The sequence below is a fragment of the Lysinibacillus sp. 1 U-2021 genome, assembly GCF_029916965.1.
GTDB lineage: Bacteria > Bacillota > Bacilli > Bacillales_A > Planococcaceae > Lysinibacillus > Lysinibacillus capsici.
Genome location: NZ_CP123966.1, coordinates 352,442 through 368,196, shown reverse-complemented (window position 1 = coordinate 368,196; position 15,755 = coordinate 352,442). Strand labels below are relative to the sequence as shown.

The following is a 15,755-nucleotide window of genomic DNA, read 5'->3' as shown; positions in this document are numbered from 1 at the left end:
TACAATCAAACGAATATTTGAATGAGGTGAGGAAAATGCCGAAAGAAATATGTGAGGTGACGCATGTACATGAAGAAGCAGTCACAAAGGTGAAACAACAAATGCCTGATTTATCAGGTGTGGCCAAATTTTTAAAAGCGTTATCTGATGAAACTAGACTTAAAATTGCCTATGCTTTAACGGTGGAAGATGAACTATGTGTTTGTGATGTTGCAACTATTATTGGTTCTTCAGTTGCTACAGCATCCCATCATTTACGATATTTGAAAGATAATAATTTAGCGAGATCACACCGCAAAGGTAAGCAAATGTATTACTCTTTAGCGGATGAGCATGTATATCAAATTGTAACAATTGCCTACGAACATGCGAAAGAGGGGATTGCGAATGGCAGCCACGCCAATTAAACAAGAATACAGATTACAAAATTTATCCTGCGCTAGTTGTGCTGCAAAGTTTGAGAAAAACGTAAAGGCTATTCCAGAAGTACAGGATGCACAAGTAAATTTTGGTGCTTCTAAAATTACAGTAATCGGTGCTATTAATGTAGACCAAATTGAAGAAGCAGGTGCCTTTGATGGTATTAAGGTTACACAATCGGCAGCAAAAGCACTTGAAAATACTACACCTTTTTATCGTAAAAAGGAAAATGTTTTAGCAGGAATTTCATTGCTTTTTGTCATTCTAGGTTATCTATTTGTAGGTATGAATGGGGAATCGAACCCTCTACCGATTGCCATGTTCATTATAGCCATCCTTGTGGGCGGAGTGGGTATTTTTAAAATAGGCTTCCGTAATTTAGTTCGCTTTGAATTTGATATGAAGACGCTTATGACAATCGCCATCATTGGAGCTGCTATTATCGGTGAATGGGAAGAAGCAGCAGTGGTCGTATTTTTATTTGCTGTGAGTGAGGCACTTGAAGCGTATTCAATGGATAAAGCACGTCAATCTATTCGTCAATTAATGGATATTGCTCCACCAACAGCGATTATCAAAAGAGCCCACGGTGAACACTACCATGAGGTTGAGTTACCTACTGAGGAAATAGAAATAGGAGATATTTTAATTGTAAAGCCTGGGCAAAAGATTGCGATGGATGGCATAGTCATTAGTGGGTTGTCTGCAGTCAATCAGGCAGCTATTACAGGTGAGTCGATTCCCGTAAATAAGACAGTAAATGATGAAGTATTTGCTGGGACTTTAAATGAAGAGGGTGCTCTTGAAGTACGTGTGACAAAGCGTGTAGAAGATACTACTATCGCTAAAATAATACATCTAGTGGAAGAAGCACAAGCAGAAAAGGCACCTTCTCAGCAATTTGTAGATCGCTTTGCAAAGTATTATACACCAGCGATTATGGTTATTGCTTTTTTAGTAGCTGTACTTCCACCTTTAATAGTAGGTGATTGGCAGCATTGGATTTACCAGGGGCTAGCTGTTTTAGTGGTAGGGTGTCCTTGTGCACTGGTCGTCTCTACGCCCGTCGCCATTGTTACAGCCATTGGTAATGCAGCAAGGCAAGGTGTACTGATCAAAGGTGGTGTTCATTTAGAGCAGCTAGGACATATTGAAGCAGTTGCCTTTGACAAAACAGGAACATTAACGAAAGGGCAGCCAGCAGTAACAGATATCGTAACGACTGAAAACTGGTCAGAGGACTATGTGTTACAACTAGTGGCAGCGGTAGAAAAACAGTCACAGCACCCTTTAGCTAAAGCAATTTTAAATAGATTACACGATAAAAAATTATCTGAGCTAATACCAACAAATTTCCAATCAGTAACTGGAAAAGGTGCCTATGCTACCGTGGATAATCAGATCATTTATGTAGGTAGCATGAAATGGGCTACTTCATTAACTTCTGTAGATCAAAATATAGAAAGTCAGGTTAAGAATCTGCAAGAACAGGGTAAAACAGTAGTAGCAGCTGTTTCGAATAATCAACTTATTGGACTGGTTGCAATTGCTGATCAATTACGTCATGAAAGCAAGGATGTATTGAACAAATTAAATGCCTTAAAAGTAAAGCATATGGTGATGTTAACAGGCGATGCAGAGCCTACTGCGAAAGCCATTGCTACGTCATTAAAGATGACAGATGTGCGCGCTGGCTTGTTACCAGAAGAAAAATTAAAGGCGATTAAGGATTTACGTAAACAATTTGGTGCTGTAGCAATGGTTGGAGATGGTGTAAACGATGCACCAGCATTGGCCACTGCAAACGTAGGAATTGCCATGGGTGGAGCAGGAACAGATGCAGCTCTTGAGACAGCAGATATTGCCTTAATGGGTGATGATTTAACAAAGCTTCCTTACACTATTGGCTTGAGCAGAAAAACATTACGTATCATTAAAGAGAATATTATATTTGCCCTAGTTTTAAAATTAATTGCATTGCTACTTGTCATACCAGGATGGTTAACATTATGGATAGCAATTTTTGCCGATATGGGTGCAACACTATTAGTTGTGTTTAATTCATTAAGACTAATTAGAGCAAAAAAGTAGTAAGTAAGGTGTAGAAATATATGAAAAAGTAGGAAATTAATCTTGCTTTGGCACGAGGGATTTTATGCGAATAGATGCTACTTGTGATTCTTGAAAAAGACTTTTTTTAAGGCTATTATAGTTTCAGGAGTAATGTAACAATTAAATATAAATGAGGCGAAAGTTTGAATATGTCAGATCCTATTTTAGTAAATGTTACAGAAGAAATTGTGCGTGGTTTAGTAAGCTTCTTACTACGAGGACCAGAATATCAAACATTTTGTAAATGCGAAATCTGTGAATTAGACACGGTGGCACTTACACTAAATGCATTGCCAAGTAAGTATGTTACATCTATGGAAGCTAGAGATGAGGCATTTAAAGAAATGAATACTCCTGGAAACATTGAGCGCATTAATAAAGAGATTATTCATTCGTTACATGTGGTAAATAAGTATCCTCGACACAAAGTAGAGCCTACTTCTTAATAGAAGAGGCTCTATTTAAGTTGTATAGGAAGTGTTTTTCTAGGCTATGTATTTTCAGTTAACTTTTAAGCCAAGCTTGTAGTAAACTAGAGAGTAAGAAAAGGAAAGAGAGGGAAAAGGATATGCCAACACCTAGTATGGAGGACCATATCGAACAAATATATTTATTAATTGCCAACAAGGGATATGCGCGAGTGTCTGACATTGCTGAAGCATTATCTGTTCTTCCTTCTTCTGTTACAAAAATGGTTCAAAAATTAGATAAAGATGGTTATTTAGTTTATGAAAAGTACCGTGGACTGACATTGACGCCTAAAGGGGATAAGCTCGGAAAGCGTCTTGTGCAGCGTCATGAATTGCTCGAGCAGTTTTTACGAATGATTGGTGTGGATGAAGAACGTATTTATGATGATGTGGAGGGAATTGAACATCATTTAAGTTGGAATTCAATCGATCGTATTGCAGATCTTGTGCAAGTAATGGAAGAAAATCCAGACATCGTGAAAAAATTAGAGGCATCTAAGACACAGCACAATCTTTAAAATGATGGTGTGAAGGAAAGGGAGACAATATGAACGCATTAAAATCAGGTGAAGTCGTTACATTAACGGTATTAGAGCAACAAGCATCGAAATGGATTTTAACAAATGGAGTTGAAGAACTACCTTTAAATGCTTCAGAGGTAACAGAGCCACTAACAGTAGGTGACCGCCTTGAAGTATTTTTATTTGCAGACCGTCGTGGAGATTTGGCTGCAACAACGGCTATTCCAGCTTTTATACAAGGTGAATACGGCTGGGCACGTGTCTTGAAAGTAGTGGAACGTGAAGGTGCTTTTGTGGATATTGGTACATCTCGTGAAGTATTAGTAAGAGCAGAGGATTTACCTGCATTAAAAGAGGTATGGCCAGAACCAGGCGATCATTTATTTATGACACTACGTACAGATCGTAACGGTGATTTATTTGGTCGTTTAGCCACAGAGGAAAAAATCTCGGAGCTATATGAAGGTGCATTTGAAGATATGCACAATAAGAATATCCAAGCACGCCCATACCGTTTGTTACCGATTGGGACATTTTTGCTAGGTGTAGAAGTTCCTTACCGTATTTTTGTGCATGAGTCTGAGCGAAATAATGAGCCTCGATTAGGACAAGATGTAGTTGTTCGTATTATCGATGTAAAAGACGATGGTTCCATGAATGGCTCTCTTTTACCAAGAAAACATGAGCGTCTTTCAAATGATGCGCAACAAATATTAAAGTATATACAGGATGTGGGCGGTAAAATGCCATTTGGTGATAAATCGTCTCCTGAAGAGATTCAAGAAATGTTTAATATGAGTAAAGGTGCATTTAAACGTGCCTTAGGAACATTAATGAAAGCTGGTAAAGTGAAACAACAGGACGGTTGGACTGAAGAAATTTAAAGGATGGTTAGTTTGACTAGCTAGCAAAACATTTTACAAAAGGAAAAGTGACGAGAGACATCCTTGAAACCTTCTCGTCTTTTTTTCGTACTAATTATTGTATAGTGGCATACATTATACTTGCTAATTATGAAGTTTTAGCGAAAGGGGTCACACGATTTGAAAAAAACATGGATTAAAATACTAACTGCTACAATGTTAGTATTTGGAGTGATGGCACCAGCAACAGGATTTGCATCTGACAATACGCCTCCAAAAGCAATTGATGAAAAACTAGGCGTACCGATTGTCGTGTATGGAGCAAATTTATCTGAGGCTGAAAAAGAGTCAGTTAAAAAATCATTAAAAGTAAGCGAAGAACCTGAAATTGAAGAAATTACTGTGTCTGGTGAGGATCTAGTAAAATACATTAAAGATAGTAATTCAAGCTCACGTATGTACTCTTCTGCAAAAATTACACGCAGAGATGCAGGCGAGGGTCTAGTAATACAAATTGTCACACCATCGAATATAACGCAGGTAACTTCAGAGATGTATGCAAATGCGATGTTAACAGCAGGAATTCAGGATGCATCCGTACAAGTAGCTGCGCCGAAAGCTGTTACAGGGCATTCAGCATTAGTAGGTATTTACAAGGCATATGAGGTCACTACAGGGGAAACACTGGATATTGATCGTACAGATGTAGCAAATGAAGAGTTATCAGTAGCAACATCCATTGCAGAATCTGCGGGGGTAGACGATGCAAAGGTTGCGGAATTACTGACAGAAATTAAAAAGCAAATTGCAGAGCTAAAGCCAGCAACACGTGAAGATGTGGAGAAAATTGTAGAAGAGCAATTAAGTAAGCTTGAAATTAATTTAAGTGAAAAGGACCGTCAACTGCTAGTGGATTTAATGGATAAAATAAGCAAGCTGGACATTGATTTTAGTAAATGGTCTGATCAATTAAATGATATCAGTAATACGATCCAAGAAAAATTTGGCTCACTTATGGAAGATAAAGGTTTCTGGGAAAGCGTAAAAAGCTTTTTTGCGAATTTAAAAGATACTATTTCTTCATGGTTTAACTAAATTTATAGTTGATAGAAAGGAATCTGTTATACCTTCTTTGCTAGAGAAGGTATACAGATTTTTTTTGATTCAACAAGTGACAGACTTTGAACTGTGATGTTTTCGACATAGGAAAGCTAACCGATTATTTGGACATACCTTCTCTGATTAGATAAAAGAAGCGTCGCAAATTTTGTGAAAATATAAAAAGCTATGGTACTATGAATAAAAGGAGTGGTGAGAAATGGAATTCCAATTACAACAATTAGCAGAAAATAAGTTTGCATTTTTGAATGAGCAAGCAGGAGAAAAACTAGCAGAAATTACTTGGCAGCAAAATGGCTCAGTAATGGTAATGGATCACACATATGTATCAGATAAGCTCCGTGGTCAAGGTGTGGCCAAACAATTACTCGATCAAGCAGCATCGTATGCACGCGAAAATGGTTATAAAATGAAGGCCGTTTGTTCCTATGTTGTGGCAGTATTTGAAAAATCAGATGCGTACAATGACGTGAAACAATAAAAAATAAGGCAATCTGCTTTTAATTAAGCGGATTGCCTTTTAATTGCTAGAGCAAATCATGTAAATAGCTCCTTATAATAGAATGACACTATAAATTAGTACTGTTAAGAAGCCAGCCCCGCCGATTAATGAAGCCATATCTATCCAATCATATGCTAAATCGAAATCTTTCATCCTAACCACTCTCCTATTTTATTATTAATTCATTAATTCCCTTTACTTACCCTTTATAATCATAAATAGTTACAAAATTTTGACGAATGCTAAAAATAAGGGTCCGATAACTGGACTTTAATAGGAGATCGAGTGAGATTGTCTGCATTAAAAACTAGACGAACTACAATGGATTGAGGAGTTATTACTAGATAAAAGGGCAAGTATTTATCCATACATTAATATATATGCTAGTGGGGATAAAAAAATAATGTTTATTCTTTTAAGAATAGGGAAAAACTATACTACAGAGCTAGTTTCTATATTTTTAGGAGGTTATAAACTATGGCAAAACGAAAAGGAACAGGTGTTGTCGTTGCAGGATTAGCAGGACTAGCAGCATCTTATTTCAGTAAAAAAGAGAATCGTGATAAAGCACTAACAATGTTTAATAGTATGAAAGCAAAATTAGAGTCGTATCTTACTACAGGTCCTGATATGCATGACAATATTGCAGAGCGTGTAGCAACAGAGGTAGCAACAGAGGCTGGTACGTCACCAACTAAAATTGCCTCGAATGAAATGGTAGCTGAAGGCGGAGGACATACTGGTGTCCATTTCTATAATGAAGAAATTCAAGAAAAGGAAAAGTAAACAAAAAACCTTCTCATCTAAGCATGAGAAGGTCTTTTGTGTGGGATAAGGATTGCGCCTGCAAAGAGCAATAATACGCAGCCAGTAAATGCAAAGCCACTGACAGTACCAAGTGATAGCCAACCTAATAAAGAAGAGCCTATAACTACACCTAGAGAGAAAAACGCGTAAAAATAGCCATATGCTTTTCCTCGTACATCAGCAGTTGTGGAGTCAATTAGCAGCGAATTTACTGAAGGGAATAGGAAACCGAATCCGATCCCATAGCAAGCCATTGCTATATAGAGTAAAGAACTAGAATTTGCTTGGCTAATTAATAGCTGGCTTATTCCCATTAAGCCTATACCAAAAGACAATGTTTTGAGTGGATTGACCTTATCAAAAATACGATTAGTAGGTAATAGGAAAACAAGAACTGCAATAATACCAAATGTACTCATTAAAGTGCCGCTTAAACGAGAGTCGAACCCTAATGAATGTACTTTAAGCGGGAGTAGATACGCAATAACCCCTTGAGAAAACATTAAGAAAAAGGCTCCTAAAAAGGCTTTTAATGTTCCTGTGTTATTAAAAAAGACACTGATCGGAATGTAATTACTTGGTTTAGTCTTCTCTTTTTTTACTTGATTTGCTTTCAATATAAAGCACGCAAGGATACCTAGCAGAAGCATAAAGCTTGCTGTGATATTGAAAACAAAGGGTACACTTGTCCGGCTAGCTAAAATGCCACTAAATGCAGGGCCTATAATGGCTGCAATACCAACAAAGGCGCCAGAAATAGCACTGCCCTTTCCTCTTTTTTCCTGCTCTGTAGCGTTCGCTAGAAATGTAAAGGCAGAAGGAACAATGAAGCCTGCAACAAGGCCATGGATAAAACGTACAATTAATAGAGCAATGGGCTCTTCTACTAAATTATAAAATGTTAATGATAGACCCGTTGTTAGAAGACCTATTATGAGTATAATGAAAGGTCCTTTGCGATCCGTTAAGAAGCCAGAAATGATATTACCGAATGTATTGGAAAGCGAATACATGCCCACTGCAAGACCAGTGAGAAATGCCGATGCACCTAAAGACTCAGCATAAGTACTCATAACAGGAAGCTGGGTAAAAAGGTCGAAAAACGAAAAGAAAATAATAGCATAGATAAATTTCTTCATGGTTCCTCCGATGAAATAGAACATTATAGTCAATAAGATTAGTATAGTCCTATTATAGCATTTTCCAATCGATAATACTTCTCACTTGTTTTTTGCTTTCACGTAAAAAAAACGTCTAATAAGTTAATACTTATTAGACGTACGAGAATTTAATAATTAAGCTTTTGCAACTTCTTTTTTCATTGTTTTGTTTTTAGCAAGATTTACATGCCAAGAAAGTGCTTCCTCTAACAGATGAGGAGTTTGGTGGTTGCCAGTTGCCTCAACTGCACGGTTATAGTAATCCCATAATTGTTCTTTGTAATCTGGGTGTGCACAGTTTTCAATAATTAAAGGTACACGTTCTTTTGGTGCAAGACCACGTAAGTCAGCAATACCTTGTTCCGTAACGATAACATCAACGTCATGCTCTGTATGGTCAACGTGAGATACCATTGGCACGATAGAAGAAATTGCTCCACCTTTTGCGTATGATTTTGTAACAAAAATACCAAGGCGTGCGTTACGTGCGAAGTCACCTGAACCACCGATACCATTCATCATACGAGTACCAGACACATGCGTCGAATTAACGTTACCATAGATATCTAACTCAAGAGCTGTGTTGATTGAGATTAGACCCAAACGACGGATAAGCTCAGGGTGGTTAGAAATTTCTTGTGGACGTAAGCAAATTTTATCAGCATACTTTTCTAAATTACCATAAACTTTTTGCTGTAATTCTTCAGTAAGTGTGATTGAAGTAGCAGCGGCGAATTTAACTTTACCAGCATCGATTAAGTTAAATACAGCATCTTGAAGTACTTCAGATGCAACAATTAAATCTTCAAATTCTGAATCTGCAAAGCCATCAAGTACTGCGTTTGCTACAGAACCTACACCAGATTGCAATGGCATTAATTGTTTTGTTAAACGGCCCGCTTTAATTTCGTCACGGAAGAAGTCTAATAAAATGTTTGCCATCCTTTGTGTTTCTTCATCTGGAGGTACAATTAATGAAGGAGCATCTGGCTCTTCAGAAATAACAATTGCTTTAATTTTAGCTGGATCTACTTTGATACCAATATCACCAAGGCGTTGCATAGCATCTGTCATTGGAATAGCTTCACGTTTACCTTGTTCTCCAGGTACATAAATATCATGGATACCGATTAAAGCTTCTGGATGAGAAATATTTAACTCGATAATAATATTTTCTGCATATTCGGCAAAGATAGGTGAGTTACCTACAGAGTTTGTTGGAATGATTAATCCATCTTCAGTAATAGCAACCGCTTCAAGAATTAAATACTTGATTGGTCCGATAATTCCTTGGCGCACTAGCTCAGCATTATGAGAAAGATGAGCATCTACATATAAGATATCTCCAGAATTGATTAAATTACGGATACCCGCATCACCCTGGAATGGTCCACGTTTACGAATTGCACCAGCTTCTGCTAAGTACTTATCTACTTCTGGTCCTAATGATGCACCTGTATATACATCAATTTTGAATTCTTCATTTTTTGCGCGCTCAACTAATGCCATTGGAACAACTTTTGCATCCCCAGCACGAGTAAAACCACTCATCCCAACTACATCACCATTAGAAATCAGTGCTGCTGCTTCTTCAGCAGTTACAATTTTACTCTCAAGTTCTTTTAAACCTAGGCGTTTTTGAACATTTGCATCCATAAAAAAATCCTCCCCTAAATAATTTTGATGGAAACCGATTACAAAACTAGAAAAAACATTTAAGAATTTTCTGTTTATTCAGTTGTAGTATGACTCCAACCATTTGAATAATACTATCACCAAATTGTCACAAAAACTTTAGAATTAGCATTAAATTGAGTAAAAAAAGGAAAATCGAGCATTAAGATGATTTTTCGACAGAGAAAACGTTTTATTGTAGAGCTGTATAAATTTAGTTGTTTTCTACATTAAAAATAGTGCAAAAATAGTTAAATAGGGAGGTAAATGAGTCTGATTTGTGGCAAAAAAACAGCGAGCAATTTTTATAATTGCTCGCTGTTCATACAAATTAGAAACCTAAAGAACGACGGAAATAGCTTGCATAGCGTTGGCTAACAGGAATACGTGTCCCATCTTTCATAATTAATAAAAACGTTGAGTGTGAATCTGGTTGAATTTCATCGATGTAGTCAATGTTAACGATATAAGAGCGGTGACAACGAATAAATGAGTCAGGTGCTAAAAATAGCTCTAGATCACTTAAGTTTAAACGGTGATAACCTTCACGAGTCATTGTTTTAACAAATGTTTTACGGAGTTGTGTTTCTAAATAAATAACTTGATCATGTTTGATTGGGTACCAGCAATCATCAATTTTGATGGTAATGTAGTTTGTTAAGAATGCTGATGGTTTTTGCGGGAAGATAGCAGTAATAGCTCCTTTTGTTTCGCCTTCCTCCATTAAAGGAATACTCATGCCATAATAGGCGACACCGAAAACATCAGGTTCGATATAAGAGCTGATTTTTTGACCATAGCTTAATGCTTTGTGTGCGGCTGAACCTTCTTTGATAGGGTCACCAGGTTTAATTTTTAAATCAACTTTCTTGCTTGGTTGGTAATACAAATATTCATTTGTATCAGAGATAGCGATGGACGTATTTTCAGGGAAGAACTCCTTAATAATCTCCATGATCTCTTCTATTTGTTTTGGATCCACTTTAAACACCTCGTCTAAACTTTTAAAAATAGTATTATCATCTATTTTACTACATATTCATATAAATTATATAGAGAAGATTTAGGAATAAAATAGAAAAATGTCGAATGATTCATTAGAATGATGTAAGTTGTTTTGTATAATTTGTAAATAAATTTATAAAATGACTAATTTATTTTGATATGTATATGGTAAAATTTAATTGTTAGGAATAAGTTTACGAGGTTTCTACTATGCGTATGTGATAAATTAGAACTAGAGTAGCAATTAAAATGTGGTTGAAAGGAAATCGCAGAATATGGTAAAATTCACTGTATAGTCTATTTTTTTTATATCTGGTGTTTTAGTAGGGTTATTTTTGATTTATTTGTTAATAAAATTTGTGAAATAGGACTCAGTTCTTATATTGAATAAGTAAATACTATTTTCTTATTTTTTAATTCGTCGGGATTGGTGTCAAATATTGTCATGCAATTCGTGCACTCTGAGGAAAGATGGGGAAGATTATGCAACTACATCAACATTCTATGTCAGAAACGATATCCAAAAGATACTTCCAAGAAATCGATAATATTAATCAATATATCGGTGTCGAAGAATTTTTTAATATTGAGTCGAAATTAATTTTTGAAATTTACCATTTAGAATCTGCAAAAGCGAAAAAATCTTTGCATGAGTTAATTGATATTCTCTCAATTCGTTTTGGCAAACAGGTCATTAAAATCGTTCGAAGTTATTTTTCTGTTTTGTCATCAATTGTTGCTCGTAAATTGCTGGACAATCAAGTACCTTCGAAAAAAGCATTTGCTTTCAATATTGCGTGTAACGATATGATTGAAAATCAGATGAAAGACGCAGAGTTTTTACAATTTGCCGATGATTTAATTGATTTCTTTGTTTACTTTATTGCAGATCGCAAACAACCGACTTTCCGACATCAAACTGTTAACAAAGTGATAATGTATATAAATGACGAGCTTGAAAATGATTTAACTGTTGAAAGTATAGCGAATAACTTTCATATAAGTACTAGTCACTTATCACGTATTTTTAGAGAACATGTGGGCATTACATTGGTTGAGTATTTAAATGTAAGACGTGTAGAAGAATCACAATACTACTTACGACATACAAACAAAAGTATTACTTCTATCTCAGATCAATTCCATTTTTGTAATCAAAGTTATTTTACACGTATTTTCAAAAAATATACTGGAGTTACGCCAAAACATTTTAGAGACGAGCTTCATCATGAATTTTATCGTTTTGAAATGGCAGAAGCTGAATTACAAAATGTTTAGATTTTGTGCATAGAGAATGAGAAGATGCGAAGATATTAGCGTTGCTAAAGCTCGCATCTTTTTTGATGAATCATCTGAGGAAACAGCTTAAGGAATAAGTAGCACTTGCTATTTGATAAAGAGAGACCCTATAAGGTATACTTCACAGTAGTTGATAAATAATAGTAGGTGGAAAAATGAAAAATTTGAAGCTATTTTCAATGCTTGGTATTGCCGTTTTTGTTCTTAGTGGCTGTCAAGCTGTGCAAAACAAAGAAGGTTTTTTCTATAGTATCTTTGTAAAACCTATGGAATTTTTATTGGAGTTTTTTGGGAATGATATCTTTTCAGGGAGCTATGGTTTAGCAATCATTGCGATTACTGTTCTAATTCGTTTAGTCTTAATGCCGATTATGTTAAAAAACTATCGTCAACAACAATTAATGAAAACGAAGATGGATGCTTTTAAACCTGAAATGGAAGCCGTTCAGAAAAAAATGAAGGAAGCTAAGACAAAAGAAGAGCAAACGCAATATCAACAAGAAATGATGGCTCTATATCAAAAGCATGGCATTAATCCACTTAATATGGGTTGTTTACCGATGTTAATTCAAATGCCAATTATTATGGGGCTGTATTTCTCGATCTTGTATTCTGCCGATGTTAAATCCCATGAGTTTTTATGGTTTAGCTTAGGTTCACCTGATATCGTGATGACTATTGTTGCAGGGATTGTTTACCTGATCCAGGCTCGTGTATCTTTATGGACGGTACCTGAACAACAAAAAGCGCAGATGAAAATGTTTATTTATATTTCACCAATTATGATTGTCTTTATCTCTATGTCTTCTATGGCAGCACTGCCTTTGTATTGGTCTGTCAGTGGTGCATTGTTGATTATTCAAACATATATTGGGCGTAAATATTATTCGGAACATCCTGAGAAAGCAAAAAAATAAATTGATTGATGTCGAGGCGCCTTTGTTGCCTCGATTTTTTTAGGAGGACAGCAAGATGAACAAAAAATGGCTATCATCTATTCTTGTTGCAATTTTTAGTATTGCAGCACTAGTATTTATTATTATGGGGAAATTTAATTTTGCCGTACTTGCAATGACGATCATGTTTGCCTTATCAAATGGGTTTAGAGCAAAAAGCTTTAAAGAGCAAGGTTATGTAAAAGAAGCAAAATGGATGCAGTATATGGCAATTTTTTTCGCAATTGCATCTATAGTAGTATTTGTCATCGTTCTAACAGATTAATTGAATATTTACGTAGGAAATTTACACCTGAAAATGTGAACAGTGCTAAAATAAGATTATAACTAGTAATACAATAAAATAGGTATTTTCAAGGTGAAATGCTTTAAAACATCCTTTTAGATACCTGATATTTTAAAAGGGGTATAAAGAGTGAAAAACAATCGTCTTCCGCTTATCGTTGGTGCTTTCATATCTATTGCGTTAATCGTAGCAATTTTTGTAGTCTATAACTATAAAAATAATCAAGTAAATAGTGCATCTGATGAGCAGCCAAAAACAACAGAAACAAACAAACCAGCTGAACAAGATTCTACTGCAACAGAGAAACCAGACAATACTGAAACTCCTGCAAAGCCAGAGCAACAACCTGACGAAAATGGGTATCTTCCAAATCAAACATTACCTACGGAACCGACTTATATTAATGGTATTCTGTTAGCTAATAAAATTTATCCGCTTCCATCTACCTTTGCACCTGAAGAAAATCCAGAAGCACGAGAAGCGTTAAATCAAATGCTAGCCGCTGCCAAGCAGCAAGGATTTGATTTAGTTGCATTTAGTGGCTACCGATCTTTTGAATATCAAACAACACTTTATAATAACTATGTTAAACGTGATGGACAGGCAGCAGCAGATCGATATAGTGCTCGTCCTGGCTACTCAGAACATCAAACAGGCTTAGCGTTTGATATAGGAGAGCGTGGAAAAGAAGATGTGTGGCTGACAGAAGAATTTGGGGAAACTCCAGCAGGGCAATGGCTATTTGCACACGCACAGGAGTATGGCTTTATTTTGCGTTTCCCTCAAAACAAAGAAGAGATAACAGGTTATATGTATGAGTCATGGCACTATCGTTATGTGGGCAAAGAGATTGCAAAAGAGATAACAAAGAAAAACATTACATTGGAAGAATATTTAGGTGTAAAATAATAAAAGGAAGAGAAGCCATGCGGTGAATAGGCTCTCTTCCTTTTTATTTTTATAAAATGGGTGTTAATAGACGGGAAATAGATTCTTTAAATTTAATTAGTGTTGAACGGTTTTTATACATTTCCCATGTTAATTCCGTACAATCAAAAATATCCTTCTCAAACAGTTCTGCCAATTGGTGCGATATATTTGCATCATATATGAAGGCATTGACTTCAAAATTCAGACTAAAACTTCGTACATCAATATTCGCTGTTCCGACAGAGGAAGCCTCGTCATCAATAATAATAGCTTTAGCATGGATAAAGCCCTTTTCATAGATGTAGACTTTGGCTCCAGCACGTAATAATTGACCCACATAAGAATAAGTAGCCCAATATACAAACATGTGATCAGGCTTATTAGGAATCATTATGCGTACATCAATGCCTGACAAGGTGGCAATTTTAATGGCGTCTAAAAAACTAACATCTGGGATGAAATATGGTGTTTGAATATAAATATATTTTTGAGCCATATTAATAAGCTTTAAGTAACCGATCTTTATTTGCTCCCAGTCCGAGTCTGGTCCACTTGAAACAATCTGTAAACCCACATCACCTTTTTTCGGGATGGCAGGGAAGTAACGATCAGAGTACCCCATTTTTTGTTGAGCACTAGCTTGGTTCCAGTCAAGTAAAAAGCGGGTTTGCAAAGGATGTACGGCACTACCCTCAATACGTAAGTGTGTATCACGCCAATAACCAAACTTTTTTTGTAAACCTAAATACTCGTCACCGACGTTAAAACCACCAATATAGCCAATTCGACCATCAATGACAACGATTTTTCGGTGATTTCTAAAATTTAAACGAGGGTTAAGAAGTGGCAAAATGGATGGGAAGAAAACTTCTACTTCACCACCAGCATGCAGCAACTCTTTAAAATGACGTCTTTTTACATTACGTGATCCCATTTCATCGTAGAGAAGCCTTACCTTAACACCTTGCTTTGCTTTTTTTATCAATGCATTGACGATGCGTGTACCTAAGTCATCAAGTCTGAAAATATAATACTGGATGTGGATGTGATCTTTAGCTGCTTCAATGTCTTTAAGGAGCTGCTCAAATTTATCGGCACCATCATCAAAAATATCCAGATGGTTGTCCTGTGTTAATACCGCATTGTTTGTTCTGAGGTGCATATAAATCATCTCTTGATAATTTTCTGCATTAGCAATACGAAACTCAAACGTTTCATCACGAATCGCTTCCATCTGGTAGGTAATTAGATTATCAATCCCGATATCCTTGCGTCCTTCCCAACGGAATAGATGCTTTCTTCGTAATTGTCTTCCAAGTAATAAGTACAAAATAAATCCAGCTAATGGCAGGAAAAATAACACGAGAATCCATGCCCATGTAGAGGTAGCATCTTTACGTTCTAAGAAAATGATGGTCATGGCTAATAAAATATTAAAAAACAAAGTTAAAGGAACTAAATATTCTATATCTGTAAAAATGCTCATTCCTACACCTGCCTTTGTATTGTTAATAACATACTTAGTATAGCCTACTTCAAATGCGGAAAGAAGATATGAAATGGCTAGTTAGCATGGAAAAGGATTATCCCTTTGATATATAGGGATAATCCGCATGATTTAATTAGTAATT

16 protein-coding genes are annotated in these 15,755 nt (G+C 36.0%); 12 read left to right on the top strand and 4 right to left on the bottom strand.

The window, feature by feature from the left end; all coding sequences use genetic code 11:
* The first annotated feature begins 35 nt into the window (after positions 1–35).
* The 8 genes from QH639_RS01985 (at position 36) to QH639_RS01950 (ending at position 6,793) form a co-directional block, all read left to right on the top strand.
* Positions 36–407, top strand: coding sequence for an ArsR/SmtB family transcription factor (locus QH639_RS01985; RefSeq protein WP_131520861.1), 372 nt, complete (start codon positions 36–38; stop codon positions 405–407).
* The gene (locus tag QH639_RS01980) at positions 388–2,511 is read left to right on the top strand and encodes a heavy metal translocating P-type ATPase (protein ID WP_281115594.1); all 2,124 of its coding nucleotides are present in this window, start codon (positions 388–390) and stop codon (positions 2,509–2,511) included. The genes QH639_RS01985 and QH639_RS01980 overlap by 20 nt, the downstream gene beginning before the upstream one ends.
* 170 nt (positions 2,512–2,681) lie before the next feature.
* The gene (locus QH639_RS01975; protein WP_371824172.1) at positions 2,682–2,978 is read left to right on the top strand and encodes a late competence development ComFB family protein; all 297 of its coding nucleotides are present in this window, start codon (positions 2,682–2,684) and stop codon (positions 2,976–2,978) included.
* A 122-nt stretch (positions 2,979–3,100) separates the two neighbouring features.
* Positions 3,101–3,520: a transcriptional regulator MntR gene (gene mntR / locus QH639_RS01970; RefSeq protein ID WP_004231993.1), complete on the top strand. Its 420-nt coding sequence runs from the start codon at positions 3,101–3,103 to the stop codon at positions 3,518–3,520.
* Between the two features lie 29 nt (positions 3,521–3,549).
* Positions 3,550–4,407, top strand: coding sequence for a CvfB family protein (locus tag QH639_RS01965; protein ID WP_131520858.1), 858 nt, complete (start codon positions 3,550–3,552; stop codon positions 4,405–4,407).
* A 159-nt stretch (positions 4,408–4,566) separates the two neighbouring features.
* On the top strand, positions 4,567–5,481 hold the full coding sequence (locus tag QH639_RS01960; protein ID WP_004231995.1) for a DUF1002 domain-containing protein: 915 nt from the start codon (positions 4,567–4,569) through the stop codon (positions 5,479–5,481).
* A gap of 223 nt (positions 5,482–5,704) precedes the next feature.
* The gene (locus QH639_RS01955; protein ID WP_131520857.1) at positions 5,705–5,986 is read left to right on the top strand and encodes a GNAT family N-acetyltransferase; all 282 of its coding nucleotides are present in this window, start codon (positions 5,705–5,707) and stop codon (positions 5,984–5,986) included.
* Between the two features lie 498 nt (positions 5,987–6,484).
* A complete protein-coding gene (locus QH639_RS01950; protein ID WP_004232000.1) occupies positions 6,485–6,793 on the top strand; it encodes a hypothetical protein in 309 nt (102 codons plus the stop codon).
* 17 nt (positions 6,794–6,810) lie between these two features.
* Here the strand turns inward: QH639_RS01950 and QH639_RS01945 are convergent, their stop codons facing one another.
* The 3 genes from QH639_RS01945 to QH639_RS01935 form a co-directional block, all read right to left on the bottom strand.
* On the bottom strand, positions 6,811–7,953 hold the full coding sequence (locus QH639_RS01945) for an MFS transporter (protein WP_481817317.1): 1,143 nt from the start codon (positions 7,951–7,953) through the stop codon (positions 6,811–6,813).
* Between the two features lie 156 nt (positions 7,954–8,109).
* Complete coding sequence (locus QH639_RS01940; RefSeq protein ID WP_131520856.1) at positions 8,110–9,630, bottom strand: succinyl-CoA:acetate CoA-transferase ScpC; 1,521 nt, start codon at positions 9,628–9,630, stop codon at positions 8,110–8,112.
* A gap of 349 nt (positions 9,631–9,979) precedes the next feature.
* Complete coding sequence (locus QH639_RS01935; protein WP_004232004.1) at positions 9,980–10,630, bottom strand: LytTR family DNA-binding domain-containing protein; 651 nt, start codon at positions 10,628–10,630, stop codon at positions 9,980–9,982.
* A gap of 506 nt (positions 10,631–11,136) precedes the next feature.
* On the opposite strand from QH639_RS01935, the gene QH639_RS01930 reads away from it, so the two are divergent.
* From QH639_RS01930 to QH639_RS01915, 4 genes are all read left to right on the top strand, one after another.
* Positions 11,137–11,931 carry a helix-turn-helix transcriptional regulator gene (locus QH639_RS01930; RefSeq protein ID WP_048394255.1) on the top strand — a complete coding sequence of 265 codons (795 nt, stop codon included), beginning with the start codon at positions 11,137–11,139 and terminating at the stop codon, positions 11,929–11,931.
* Positions 11,932–12,107: 176 nt separating this feature from the next.
* Positions 12,108–12,869, top strand: coding sequence for a membrane protein insertase YidC (gene yidC / locus QH639_RS01925; protein WP_004232011.1), 762 nt, complete (start codon positions 12,108–12,110; stop codon positions 12,867–12,869).
* 55 nt (positions 12,870–12,924) lie between these two features.
* Positions 12,925–13,173, top strand: coding sequence for a hypothetical protein (locus QH639_RS01920; protein WP_054549596.1), 249 nt, complete (start codon positions 12,925–12,927; stop codon positions 13,171–13,173).
* 150 nt (positions 13,174–13,323) lie between these two features.
* Positions 13,324–14,103, top strand: coding sequence for a M15 family metallopeptidase (locus QH639_RS01915; protein WP_131520855.1), 780 nt, complete (start codon positions 13,324–13,326; stop codon positions 14,101–14,103).
* A gap of 49 nt (positions 14,104–14,152) precedes the next feature.
* Here QH639_RS01915 and cls read toward each other — a convergent pair whose 3' ends face one another.
* On the bottom strand, positions 14,153–15,610 hold the full coding sequence (gene cls, locus QH639_RS01910; protein WP_048394260.1) for a cardiolipin synthase: 1,458 nt from the start codon (positions 15,608–15,610) through the stop codon (positions 14,153–14,155).
* Positions 15,611–15,755: the final 145 nt, after the last annotated feature.

Bases quoted from the DNA above. Each gene is read 5' to 3' on its own strand.
- cls (WP_048394260.1), bottom strand. From the start codon at position 15,610: ATGAGCATTTTTACAGATATAGAATATTTAGTTCCTTTAACTTTGTTT.
- yidC (WP_004232011.1), top strand. From the start codon at position 12,108: ATGAAAAATTTGAAGCTATTTTCAATGCTTGGTATTGCCGTTTTTGTT.
- QH639_RS01985 (WP_131520861.1), top strand. From the start codon at position 36: ATGCCGAAAGAAATATGTGAGGTGACGCATGTACATGAAGAAGCAGTC.
- QH639_RS01920 (WP_054549596.1), top strand. From the start codon at position 12,925: ATGAACAAAAAATGGCTATCATCTATTCTTGTTGCAATTTTTAGTATT.
- QH639_RS01930 (WP_048394255.1), top strand. From the start codon at position 11,137: ATGCAACTACATCAACATTCTATGTCAGAAACGATATCCAAAAGATAC.
- QH639_RS01945 (WP_481817317.1), bottom strand. From the start codon at position 7,953: ATGAAGAAATTTATCTATGCTATTATTTTCTTTTCGTTTTTCGACCTT.
- QH639_RS01965 (WP_131520858.1), top strand. From the start codon at position 3,550: ATGAACGCATTAAAATCAGGTGAAGTCGTTACATTAACGGTATTAGAG.
- QH639_RS01955 (WP_131520857.1), top strand. From the start codon at position 5,705: ATGGAATTCCAATTACAACAATTAGCAGAAAATAAGTTTGCATTTTTG.
- QH639_RS01975 (WP_371824172.1), top strand. From the start codon at position 2,682: ATGTCAGATCCTATTTTAGTAAATGTTACAGAAGAAATTGTGCGTGGT.
- QH639_RS01940 (WP_131520856.1), bottom strand. From the start codon at position 9,630: ATGGATGCAAATGTTCAAAAACGCCTAGGTTTAAAAGAACTTGAGAGT.
- mntR (WP_004231993.1), top strand. From the start codon at position 3,101: ATGCCAACACCTAGTATGGAGGACCATATCGAACAAATATATTTATTA.
- QH639_RS01980 (WP_281115594.1), top strand. From the start codon at position 388: ATGGCAGCCACGCCAATTAAACAAGAATACAGATTACAAAATTTATCC.
- QH639_RS01950 (WP_004232000.1), top strand. From the start codon at position 6,485: ATGGCAAAACGAAAAGGAACAGGTGTTGTCGTTGCAGGATTAGCAGGA.